This window comes from Massilia sp. LMS1-1-1.1 (genome assembly GCF_040815535.1).
GTDB lineage: Bacteria > Pseudomonadota > Gammaproteobacteria > Burkholderiales > Burkholderiaceae_D > Janthinobacterium > Janthinobacterium aestuarii.
Window position 1 is genome coordinate 37,476 of the sequence record NZ_JBFPNG010000034.1, and the last position, 12,105, is coordinate 49,580.

Sequence of the window (12,105 nt, forward strand, 5' to 3'; positions counted from 1 at the left end):
CAGACGCCCTTGAGAAAATAGCTTTCAACTAACTCGAATCACCGCTAGAATATTCATATTGCGTTGCATCATAAAAAGTCTATGATCAGCTGTTTAGCACGCTACCCACTTTACAAAACGCGGCCAACTCTGGTTTTCGGGATTTTGCAGAGCGTTTTGCCAGCATTTTAATCCGTACAAAGGAGTAAATATGTTTCCGCTTCCTGAACAATTTTCCAGCGCCGCCAAGTCGCAACTGGAAAGCCAGCTGCAAATCTTCAGCACCCTCACCAGCAAAGTCTTTGAAAGCGCCGAAAAAATCATCGCGCTGAACCTGAACGCCGGCAAGGCCGCCATCTCGCAAACGGCGGAGACGGCCCAGCACCTGCTGGAAACGCAGGACCCGCGCGACTTCTTCAGCTACAGCACCAGCCAGGCGCAACCGAACATCGAGAGCGTGCTGGCCTACAGCCGCCAGCTGTTCGGCATCGCCTCGAGCACCCAGGCGGAATTGCTGGCCTCGGCCAAGGCCCGCCTCGACGAAGCCGCGCCTGTCGCCGCCCCCGCTCCTGCCGCAGCCAAGCCTGCGCTGGCAGCTGTACCTGCGCCTGCCGCTGTACCTGCACCAGCGCCAGCAGCCGCACCTGCGCCCGTTGCCGCCAAGCCTGCCGAAGTAGCCAAGCCTGCCGCCGCGCCGGCAGCCAAACCAGAAGCAGCGCCTGCCAAGGTTGCCGAGAAGGCCGCCGACAAGCCAGCCGTGAAAGCGGTGGAAGCCAAACCGGCAGCCAAGCCGGAAGCGGCCAAACCCGCACCTGCACCAGCACTAGCACCAGCACCAGCACCAGCGAAAGCCGCCGCGCCGGCACCGGCCAAGCCTGCCGCAAAACCATTTCCTTCGAGCAAACCGGCCGCCAAGCCAGCCAGCGCCGCCGGCAAGACCGTAGCCAAGGCCGCCGTCAAGCACGCCCCTGCCCCAGCCGCCAAGCCGGCAGCCAAGGCCGCTCCAAAGGGTACGCCATCGAAACAGCTCGACATGCTGGGTGGCGCTAAAGGCAGCGGCCGCAAGTAAGCCTCGCGCACAGCACTGACGCAGCAAAACAACGGGCTACGGCCCGTTTTTTGCGTGCCCGTCCACAGCGCGCTTTTCCACCTTGTTGTATCCTACGCGTACTTTCCGTCCGCGTGCCCGTCCTTCCGCCCCGCGACACCCCATTACTCAAAAACAAAAGGTAACCATGAGTTTATCGAGGCTCATCGCCGGCTTCGTGCGTCAGCATTGGCCGGCGTATGCCACCGCTGCCGTCATGCTGACAGGCGTGGCAACACTGACCGTCTGGATCCCGCGCCGCGTGGGCGCCATCATCGACGCGCTGGCCGCGCACCGCATGACGGCGGCCGAACTGTGGCTTGAGCTGCTGACCCTGCTCGCCGTCGGCGTCGTCATCTACTTCCTGCGCGTGGGCTGGCGCATCACCCTGTTCAAGGCTGCCTACCAGCTGGGCGTGATGCTGCGCACGCGCTTCTACACGCGCATGTCGCAGCAGGGCGCGTCGTTTTACCAGAACCAGCGCACGGGCGACCTGATGGCGCTGGCAACGAACGACATCGACGCCATCGAAATGGCCGCCGGCGAAGCCATGCTGGCCGGCTTCGACGGCACTTTGACCTTGCTGATGGTGCTCGGCATCATGCTGCTGGGCGTGGACTGGCGCCTGGCCTGCATCGCCCTCCTGCCCTTCCCGCTGATGGGACTGGCCTTCTGGCGCATCTCGAGCCATATCCACACGGCGTCGACGGATTCCTTAAAGCGCTTTTCCGCGCTGAACGACCATGTGCAGGAATCGCTGTCGGGCGTGCGCACCTTGCGCGCGCTGGGCCTGGAAGAGCGCAGCAGCAAGCAGTTTTCCACCCTGGCCGGCCATGCAGCCAACGCCAGCCTGACGGCGCAGCGCTGGGAAGCGGCGTACGAACCGGCCGTCGGCCTGACCCTGACGGCCGCCACGGCGCTGACCCTGGGCCTGGGCGGCTACCTCGTGTGGCAAGACCAGCTGACCATCGGCGCGCTGACGAGCTTTTCCATGTACCTGGGCCAGCTGATCTGGCCCATGTTCGCCGCCGGCTGGGTGCTCTCGCTGATCGAACGGGGCCGCGCCGCCTGGCAGCGCTTGCAGCCGATGCTCGATGCGCCGCTGGCCATCGACGACCACGGCACCATCGCCACCCTGACGCCCGGCCCCCTGCAATTGCAGGACGTCGGCTTTGCCTACGCAGGCCAGACGGCGCCGGCACTGTCCGGCATTTCGCTGCGTTTGCAGCCGGGCCAGACCCTGGGCCTCGTCGGGCCCACAGGCAGCGGCAAGTCGACCCTGCTGCGCGTGCTGCTGCGCCAGGTGACGCCACAATCAGGTCAAGCCACGTGGAACGGCCAGCCGCTCGACGCCTACACCCTGCACGCGCTGCGCGCTGCCATCAGCTGGGTGCCGCAGGAGTCGTTCCTGTTCTCCGCCACCATCGCCGACAATATCGCCCTGGCCCGTCCCGGCGCCACGCGCGAGGAAGTGGAACGGGCGGCGCAGCTGGCCGACATCCACGACGATATCCTGCAATTCCCCGATGGCTATCAGACGCACGTGGGCGAAAAGGGCATCACCCTGTCCGGCGGCCAGCGCCAGCGTGTGGCGATTGCACGCGCCCTGCTGGCCGACAACGGCTTGCTGCTGCTCGATGACGCGCTGTCCGCCGTCGACACGGGCACGGAAACGCGCATCCTGCAGCACCTGGAAGAACTGCGCGCGCGCCGCCCCGAACGCAGCGCCATCATCGCCAGCCACCGCCTGAGCGCCGTCGTCAACGCGGACCTGATCCTGGTGCTGCGCGACGGCCACGTCACGGAAACGGGCAACCACGACGCGCTGATGCAGCGCGACGGCTGGTATGCCAGCCAGTGGCGCTATCAACAACTGGAGGCCAGCCTCGATGCCATCTAAGACAGTACAAACAGATACAGCCACCCAATCCGTGCGCCGCCAGGCCGCGCAAGCGATCGGCCTGCTGCGCCGCGCCGCCGCGCCCGACCTGCGCCATTTGTATTGGGCCACGTTCTGGCTGATCCTCGCCGCCGCCCTCGAAGTGACGGGACCGATCCTGGGCAAGGCCCTGATCGACCAGCACCTGCTGCCGCGCCACCTCGACTGGACGCGCATGTCATTGCTGCTGGGCGGCTGCCTGCTGACGGGCTGGGTCGCGTCCGGCCTGCGCTATCTGCAGCTGGTGCGCCTGTCCGGCCTGGCCATGCGCTCGGTGCAGCGCCTGCGCGAAACCGTCTACCAGCACGTGCTGCGCCTGCCGATGAGTTTTTTCGACCGCGCCATCACGGGGCAATTGGTCAGCCGCGTCACCAACGACACGGAAGCCGTGAAATCGCTGTACGTGCAGGTGCTGTTCGTCATCCTCGACAGCTCTATCGTCCTGATCGGCACCATGGCCGCCATGGCTTTTCTCGACTGGCGGCTGATGCTGATCGTGCTGGCCCTGCTGCCGGCCGTGCTGCTCATCGTCTTCCTGTACCAGCGCTGGAGCGCGCCGGCCGTCACGCGGGCGCGCGCCCTGCGCAGCGAGATCAACGGCCAGATCGCCGAATCGATCGGCGGCATGAGCGTGCTGCAGGCGAATAACGCGGAAAAGCGCTTCGGCGCGCGCTTCACGGGCATCAACCAGGACCACTACACGGCGCGCATGCAGGAATTGCGCGCCAACGCCTGGCTGCTGCGCCCCGCGCTCGACATGCTCAACATCGTGCTGCTGGCCGTCGTCATCTTCAGCTTCGGCCGGCGTGAGATGGGCGCCGTGGAAGTGGGCGTGCTGTATGCGTTCATCAGCTACATCGCGCGCGTGATCGAGCCGCTGATCCAGATCACCATGCAGTTCAGCCAGCTGCAGCAGTCGGTGGTGGCCACGGCCCGCGTGTCGGCCCTGCTCGACGAAGCACAGGCGCTCGAGCACGCGCAGGGACGGGAAACGCCGGCCCTGCGGCAGGCGCAAACTGGCAGCGAGCTGCCCGCCGTCGACATCAGGAACCTGACCTTCGCCTACGTGGAAAACCAGCCCGTGCTGCACGAGCTGTCGCTGACGATACCGCAAGGTGCGTTTTTTGGCATCGTCGGCCACACGGGCAGCGGCAAGTCGACCCTGCTGTCGCTGCTGCTGCGCTTTTACCCCGTCACGCAGGGCAGCATCGCCATCAATGGCGTCGCCCTCGACAGCATCGACAACGAGCATTTCCGCGCCGATGTGGGCCTGGTGCCGCAAGACCCCTTCCTGCTGGCCGCCTCGGCGCGTGAAAACATCGACATGGGCCGCGGCTACACGCAGGCGCAGATCGAGACGGCCGCGCGCGCCGCGCATGCGCACGACTTCATCGCCGCGCTGGAACACGGCTACGACACGCCGCTGGGCGAAGGCGGTTCGCGCCTGTCGTCGGGGCAAAAGCAGCTGATCGCCATTGCCCGCGCGCTGGCCGGCCAGCCGCGCATCTTGCTGCTCGACGAAGCGACGTCGCGCATCGATAGCCAGACGGAGCAGATCGTGCAGCTGGCCCTCAACGAGTTGCGCGGCAAGGTCACCATCATCGCCATCGCCCACCGCCTGTCGACCATCCGCGAGGCCGACCGTATCATCGTGCTCAATCACGGCCGCATCACGGAAGCGGGGCCGCACGACGCCCTGATGCAGATCGAAGGCGGCCTGTACCAGCGCCTGTACCTGTTGCAGCAGCTGGCGCAGTGATAGCCCCTTGTCAATGCCTGCCGTGTGCACTTTCGCAAATTTCTGCGTCCCGCATGATCTTTCTTGATTGCAACAGAATATAATCTGTTACAGACAGGTGGTCATTGCGGGAGCGGGACGTTGGCAGGCAGACAGAGACGGGCATCATGGCGAAAGGCGCATTGGCTGCTGGTATTGGCCTGCTTGCTGCCGCCTGCCGTGCACGCCCAGGTCGGCAACCTCGAGCAGTATCTCACCGCCGTGCGCGACGATGGCCGCTTCGTACCCGCGCGCGCCCTGCAGCGCCTGCAAGAGGTGGAAACGCAGGCGCGCAGCGCTCCCCTGCCCATCCGCGCGGAATTCCTTACCCAACTGAGCAACGCCCGCATGCGCCTGGGGCAGAACGACATCGCCATGCAGCTGGCCGAGGAGCTGATCGCCTACGCCCGCCAGAACAAGAGCGACGTGGCGCTGGCGAAGGGCATGCTCAACAAGGCCTACATCACGTTTGCCCGGAACGAGCGCCGCGCCTCGCACCTGCTGGCCTTTGAAGCGGAAAAGATCGCCAACCGCACGGACGACTTGACCGTGCGCGCGCAGGCCACCATCAGCGCGGGGCAATCGTGGGCAGAGGAAGGCAATTTCCCGTTTGCGCTGGCCAAGCTGCAGGCGGCCGTCGACCTGGCGCGCCAGAGCAAATCCCCGTCCAGCCTGGCCGCCGCCCTGAATGCCCTCACCCTGCTGTACACGCAGATGCGCGAATACGACAAGGGTTTCGAGGTGCTCGATGAATTGCTGGCCGTATCCAGCACCCTGGCGTCGCCGGGCCGCATGGCGCAGGCGAAGAATACGGAATACGGGCTGGCGCTCGACGCGCAGCAGCCTCGGCGGGGCCAGCGCGCCCTGCTGGCGGCCCTGGCGCTGGAACGCCAGCTGGGCGCGCGCGGCATGGTCGCCGTCACCCTCGTCAATCTGTCGGACAGCTACCTGAAGGAAGACGACTACGGGCAAACCTTGCGCTACGCGAATGAAGCCATCACGGCAGCGCGCCTCGTCAACGATGAACAGGTGGAAGCGACGGCAAGGCTCAATATCGGCCAGGCGCTGATCGGCCAGGGACGGTTGCAGGAAGGCAAGCAAAGCGTGGCCACGGGCCTGGCCTACTACGAACGCACGGCCAACCAGCCGGAAATGCAGGCCGTGCTGCTGGAATACGGCATGGCGCTGGAAAAGGCGGGCGACCTGCGTGGCGCCGTCACCGCGTATCACCGCGAGCGCGGCATTTCCAACCAGCTGTTCGAAAAGCAGCGGCAAAAGGCCGTGTATGAGCTGCAAGAAAAGTATGAGGCGGAAAAGAAACAGCGCCAGATCGAGCTGCTGAGCCGCGAAAATCAGCTGAAGAGCACGGAAATCGACAACCGCCGCCTGCAGCAGCGCGTGTGGTGGCTGCTGGCGCTGGTACTGGCCATGGCGTCCGCCATCGTCGGCTTGCTATACCGCAAGGTGCGCCACGCGAACGTGCAGCTCAAGGTGAAAAACCAGGAACTCAAGCGCCAGAGTTCGCGCGACCCGCTGACGGCCCTGTACAACCGGCGCCATTTCCAGGAATTCATGCGCAGCCATGCGGGCAAGCCGCAGCCGTCCTATGCCGGCGGCGATGTCGTGGGTGCGCTGTTCCTGCTCGACGTAGACCATTTCAAGCACATCAACGACGGCTACGGCCATGCGGCGGGCGACCTGGTGCTGACGACGATCGCCGAAACCCTGCACGACGTGTTGCGCGAAACGGACATGATCGTGCGCTGGGGCGGCGAGGAATTCCTCGCCTTCCTGCCGGCCGTCGCCCGCGACGGGCTCGACGACATCGCGCGGCGCATCCTCAACGGCATGGCGGCGCAAAGCATCGACTACCAGGGGCAGACCATCCAGGTGCATGTGTCCGTCGGCTTTGCGCCCTATCCGCTGGCGCCGCTGGGACGGCCGCTCACGTGGGAACGCAGCGTCAACCTGATCGACATGGCGCTGTACCTGGCGAAGGCGCACGGGCGCAACCGGGCGTATGGCTTGCGCGGTTTTCGGCAGGTGGAAAGAACGACACTGGAAGCGGTGGAGCAAGACCTGGAACGCGCGTGGCGCGACGGCTTTGTCGATTTGAGCGTGGTACTGGGGGGAACAGACGGGATGGACAAGACGGAGACGGCCGTATCAGGCGGCCAGGCCAGCGAAGGCGTCGCCGCAGCCGCCATCACCTGACGGCAGCTGCGGGGTGCGATGATGACGTGCTTACTTGTGTGCGGCGTCCTGCATCTTTTCGCCGGCTTTTTCCACTTTCTTGCCCACGGCATCGGCCGCTTCGCTCATTTTCTTGTCGGCGTCAGCGGCGACCTGGTCCATCTTGGCGCCCGTATCGGCAGCGGCCTGGCTCACGGCAGCGTCAGCCTTGGTAGCGGCATCCTTGATGTCGGCTTCAGCCTTGGCAGCGGCCGCATCGATCTTCTGGCCAGCCTGTTCCGCAGGACCGGCGGCGGCGACATCATCCTTCTTCTGGCAGGCAGCCAGTGCCACAACCATCATCCCGGCGGCGCACACGGTCATCCAATTTTTGCTTGCTTTCATGGTATTCCCTTTCGTTGTTATCAAAAGACACAGATCAGTTCGCAATATACACCTGGCTAAAATTTTCTAGCGTGCGCTAACGCACATAAAAACAGGCTTTTGTGGCGTAGTTGTAAGCAATGGTATCTTGATATCTTTTAGCCATGTTTTCCCTGCACCGGATGGGCGGCCTGATAGCCATCCGTCAGGGTGTGCAGGAAGGCGATCACGTCGGCGATCTCCGCGTCGTTCAGGGCTGGCGCCTGCCCCGGCTGGCGGTCGAACGGCGCTTCCACGTTCACGTTCGACGCCAGGCCGGGCGGCAGGTCGTCGTATTTGCGCACCTTGCCGTTTTTATCCATCGGATACCATTTTTGCGGCGCCGTATCGCGCTGCACGTAGAAGCGCAGCACCTGCTCCAGGCTGTCAAAGCTGCCGTTGTGGAAGAACACCTTGCGCAGGGCGACGTTGCGCAGGGACGGCGTCTTGAAGCTGCCGCAATACTCCTTATGCTCCATCAAGTCGGTGCGGTCCGGGCCGCACAAGCCCATGTCGAAGTACGCCGGATCCGCATTGACGGGCAGCTTGCCATTGCGCGGCACGCCGATATTGATCAAGCCGTAATCGGTAAATTGGGGAAAGGCGCCGCCGGAAGTGATCTGGCTGATGTGGCAGGACGCGCAATTGCCCTTGCGTTCATCGTTGAACAGGGCCAGGCCGCGCGCTTCCTGCGGGCTCAACACGGCCTGCTTGCGCAGCATGGCGTCATACTTGCTCGTGTACGGATAGAAGTCCAACGGGCTTTCCTGGAACACTTCCAGCGACATCAGCGCCCAGCGCAGCGCCTGGCCCGGCTGCGCGAAGATATCCGCGCCATACGTCTGGCGGAACTGCGCCGCCAGGGGGCCGGCCTGCAATTTGGCGACGACGGCGGCCGCATCGCGGTTGCCCATCTCGCGTTTGGAGAGCAAGGGCGCCAGCGCCTGCTCGTGGCCCGACTGGGCGCGGCCATCCCAGTTGCGTCCGCCCGTGGGACCCGCGTCGACGCTGTCGTCGCCATCGTCGTCGTGATAGTGCTCGGTGAAGGCGGGCGCCGTCTGCAGGTAGCGCAGCGAGGGCGCCGCGCGCGTGCCCGCATCCTGGAGCTCAGGGCCGCCCAGCTGCACCGCCAGCCCATTCGGCGGGCCATATGCATGCTCGGGACTGTGGCAGCTGGAGCACGACATCTTCCCCGACACGGACAGGCTGGGCTCGAAAAACATGGCGCGGCCCATGGCCGTCATCTGGGCCACGGAAGGCTGATGTTTCAGGCTGGGCGCGTAGGCGCCTGCCAGGTAGGCGGCGGGAGCGGACGCTTCTTTTTGCGGCGCGGGCTGGCAGGCGGACAGCACGCAAATGGCAAGCAGCAAGGTGGAGTTCGTTTTCATCATGGGCTGGCAGCGTAGCAATGGCATGTGACAGCTGCGTGACAAAACCCTGCGAAACCTAATGTATCAAGTCCGTACATTACGTCATGTAACAGGCGCCGACATGTCACGCAGCTGACATATTGCCTGCCTAGCATGCGACGTTTTCCACCCAAAAGGCATGCACATGAAACCGCACTCCCGCCCCGTCTTACGTCCCCTGCCTATCCTGCTGTCGCTGGGCCTGGCCGCCTGCGGCAGCAACTATGCGATCACGCCCAGCACCACGGGCCAGGTGATCGGCAGCTACTATGAAAACGCCCAGGTATGCCTGGAAAGCGCCAACGCCAAACTCACGTGCGACAGCGCCTCCGCCGCCGTGCGCACGGCGGCCGACGGCAGCTACACCTTGGACGGCCAGGGCGCCGTGCTGGTGACCGTCGGCACGGACGCCATCCGCCATGAAGTCGTCGGCGATGCCGGTACCAAAGTCACGCAAAAGCTGCTGCTGCGCGCCCCCGCCGGGCACAGCGCCTTCGTCAGCGCCCTGTCGACGGAACTGGCGCAAGTCATGGATGGCAATGGCGGCGACTTTGCATCCGCCAGCGGCAAGCTGGCCGCGCGCATCGGCGTGTCCGAAGCGGGCCTGGCGTCGGACTTCAACAAGGCCAGCGGCGACGAGCTGGCGAAACTGAAGGCGGAAAACGCCAGCGTGACGGCCTTGATCGCCAGCGCCAGCGCGCAGGCGGCGCCCGCCGATGCGCTGGCCGCACTGAATAGCAGCTTGGCACTGAACAATATCCAGACCATCGTCGTCATCTACGCGGAAAACCGCGGCTTCGACAATCTGTACGGCCTGTTCCCGGGCGCGAACGGCGTGCCGGGCGTGAACCCCACATCAAGCGCCGCCTATGTGCCACAGAAAGACATCGACGGCAGCACCCTGCCCGTGCTGCCACCCACCTGGGGCGGCATGACGGCGGCCGGCCAGAGCACCGTCATCACGCAGGCGCAATCGGCCAACCTGCCCAACAAGCCGTTCCAGATCGACGATGCCAATAGCCCGTTGTACCTGCCGCAATCGGTGATCACGCGCGACCTCGTGCACCGCTTCTACAACAACCAGATGCAGATCAACGGCGGCGCCAACGACAAGTTCGCCGCGTATTCCGATGCGGGCGGACTCTCGATGGGCTATTACGATGGCAGCAAGATGCAGCTGTGGGACATCGCCAAGCAATATGCGCTGGCCGACAACCTCTTCATCGGCGCCTTCGGCGGCTCCTTCCTCACGCACCAGTACCTGATCTGCGCGTGCGCACCCACGTATCCAAACGCGGACACTTCGGTGGCGAAAGGCTCGATCGCGAAGATCGACGTCGACGCCAACGGCAACTTTGTGCGCCTGACGCCATCCGCCACGGCGCCAGGCACGGTCTTGAACGGGGCGCCCGCCTATGCCAACGACGGCGCGCTGACGCCGGCCGACAGCACGGGCATGTTCTACGCCGTCAATACCATGCAGCCGCCGTTCCAGCCCAGCAGCAACGCGCCCGCCTCGGGCGACAGCAGCAAACTGTATGCGGACACGGGCAAGGCCAATACGCTGCCGCCGCAAACGCAGACGAATATCGGCGACCTGCTCTCTGGCAAGAACATCGACTGGGCCTGGTATGCGGGCGCCTGGAAGGACACGACGGCCCTGGCCACGGCCAGCGCGCGCGCCGGCAGCTTCCCGAATCCGCCCAACTTCCAGTTCCACCACCAGCCGTTCAATTACTTTGCCAACATGGACCCCGTAAAGGCGCCCGCCTACCGCGCCGCCCACCTGCGCGACTTCGACAGCCAGTTCCTGGCCGACGCGGGCGCCGGCAAGCTGCCGCCCGTGACCTTCTACAAGCCGCAGGGCAATTTGAACCAGCACCCGGGCTACGCCAGCGTGGCCGACGGCGATGCGCACATCGCCAGCGTCATCGCCCAGCTGAAGAAAAGTCCGCAATGGAAAAGCATGCTGGTCATCGTCACCTACGATGAAAATGGCGGCTTTTATGACCACGCCGCGCCGCCGAAGGGCGACCGCTGGGGTCCGGGCACGCGCGTGCCGGCCATCCTCGTCTCGCCGTACGTGAAAAAGGGCTTGGTCGACCATACGCAATACGATTCGGCCTCGATCCTGCGCGCCATCACGCACCGCTTCGCCCTGCCCGTGCTCGATGGCTTGAGCACGCGCGACAAGGCGCTGGTGGCCAATGGCGGCAAGCCCATGGGCGACTTCAGCGCGGCGCTGGCGCTGGTACCGCAAGAGTAAGGCTGAGTAACAATGCGCCCGCCCGATTTGACCGCGGCGGGGGTGTTACCTGCTGACGCTACTGGCCGGGGGACGCATCGAGCAGCGAGCGTTCGAGCAATTGCGACAGCGCCGTGCGCAGCGCCTGCGTGCGCGCCGCCAGTTCCGGCCGCTTGTAGCGCTCGGCGGCGATCAGGCTGTTTTCCAGGCAGACGCGGTCGCCCCTGGCCAGGCAGGCGTCGGCCGCATCGAGCTGGGCGCTCGCTTGCGCCACTTTCACCTTGGCGTCGAGTTCCAGGGTGTCGGGATCGTCGCCCCAGCGTTTCACGTAGATGGCCAGGCGCGTGGCGGCCAGCTCCGGCTTGCCCGCATCGAGCGCCTGCTTGACGCTGTCTTGCAGCACCGACCACGCCTGCGCCCGCTGCTGTTGCTTCTCGCAAGTAGCGGCGGACTTGGTGATGCTCGCCTGCAGGCGCTTGATGTGAGCGGCGGGCGCCTTGGCGCTTTTCAGCACAGCCAGCGCGCTGCGCGCCCCATCGAGGTCGCACTGCGCCGCCAGCGCAGTGGCGGCCTCGACCTGTTCCGCCACGCTGGCGGGCTTGTCGGCGGGCTTGTTGTAAAACCAGATACCGGTCAGCACCACTGCCGCCGCGATCCACGTGCGCAAGCGCACGGGCGGACGCGGAGGCGGCACCGAGCCCTTGCTGGCAGGCTTGGCTGGCGGCGCCTTGGCCGGCGCGGGAGCCGATGCTGCAGGCGCTGGCGGGACGGGCTTGGGCGCAGGAGCAGACGCTGGCGGAGGCGCTGGGATGGGCGCAGGAATAGGCTGAGCTATGGGCACCGGCGGCGCCACTGCTTTCTCCAGAACAGGCGCTTGCGCCACCTGGCGCGCGCCGCAAAACGGGCAATGCGCCACGCGCAGCGGCAAGGTTTGGCCGCAAGCGGCGTTGATGCAAACGTCATTCACTGTTTCAAGCACATTCCAACCTTTTCCTGGAGTCATTCCACTGCGTTCTGCCGCAATATTACCTTACGCAAGCATCACAACGGCGCACCCGCATCGTGTTCCGCAGC

The 12,105-nt window shown here is 65.0% G+C and carries 8 protein-coding genes; 5 read left to right on the forward strand and 3 right to left on the reverse strand.

All coding sequences use genetic code 11. The annotated features are described in order from the left end of the window. Positions 1-190 precede the first annotated feature (190 nt). The 4 genes from MRBLMS1_RS19030 to MRBLMS1_RS19045 all read left to right on the forward strand — a co-directional run bounded on the left by MRBLMS1_RS19030 (position 191) and on the right by MRBLMS1_RS19045 (position 6,996). Positions 191-1,048 carry a phasin family protein gene (locus tag MRBLMS1_RS19030; protein WP_485881106.1) on the forward strand — a complete coding sequence of 286 codons (858 nt, stop codon included), beginning with the start codon at positions 191-193 and terminating at the stop codon, positions 1,046-1,048. A gap of 166 nt (positions 1,049-1,214) precedes the next feature. Continuing rightward, a complete protein-coding gene (locus MRBLMS1_RS19035; protein ID WP_485881108.1) occupies positions 1,215-2,966 on the forward strand; it encodes an ABC transporter ATP-binding protein in 1,752 nt (583 codons plus the stop codon). Next, on the forward strand, positions 2,956-4,764 hold the full coding sequence (locus MRBLMS1_RS19040) for an ABC transporter ATP-binding protein (protein ID WP_485881110.1): 1,809 nt from the start codon (positions 2,956-2,958) through the stop codon (positions 4,762-4,764). The genes MRBLMS1_RS19035 and MRBLMS1_RS19040 overlap by 11 nt, the downstream gene beginning before the upstream one ends. Positions 4,765-4,938: 174 nt before the next feature. Beyond that, the gene (locus tag MRBLMS1_RS19045; protein ID WP_485881112.1) at positions 4,939-6,996 is read left to right on the forward strand and encodes a sensor domain-containing diguanylate cyclase; all 2,058 of its coding nucleotides are present in this window, start codon (positions 4,939-4,941) and stop codon (positions 6,994-6,996) included. Positions 6,997-7,026: 30 nt separating this feature from the next. Here MRBLMS1_RS19045 and MRBLMS1_RS19050 read toward each other — a convergent pair whose 3' ends face one another. Both MRBLMS1_RS19050 and MRBLMS1_RS19055 read right to left on the reverse strand, forming a co-directional pair. Next, on the reverse strand, positions 7,027-7,359 hold the full coding sequence (locus MRBLMS1_RS19050; RefSeq protein WP_034747273.1) for a hypothetical protein: 333 nt from the start codon (positions 7,357-7,359) through the stop codon (positions 7,027-7,029). Positions 7,360-7,496: 137 nt separating this feature from the next. Then, entirely contained in the window at positions 7,497-8,768 is a 1,272-nt protein-coding gene (locus MRBLMS1_RS19055; RefSeq protein WP_485881115.1) for a cytochrome-c peroxidase, read from the reverse strand. A 163-nt stretch (positions 8,769-8,931) separates the two neighbouring features. Between MRBLMS1_RS19055 and acpA the strand changes: the two genes are divergently transcribed. Beyond that, positions 8,932-11,052 (forward strand): acid phosphatase, encoded by a 2,121-nt coding sequence (gene acpA, locus MRBLMS1_RS19060; RefSeq protein ID WP_485881117.1) that lies wholly within the window; start codon positions 8,932-8,934, stop codon positions 11,050-11,052. 58 nt (positions 11,053-11,110) lie between these two features. Here the strand turns inward: acpA and MRBLMS1_RS19065 are convergent, their stop codons facing one another. Then, entirely contained in the window at positions 11,111-12,010 is a 900-nt protein-coding gene (locus MRBLMS1_RS19065) for a hypothetical protein (protein WP_485881119.1), read from the reverse strand. Positions 12,011-12,105 lie beyond the last annotated feature (95 nt).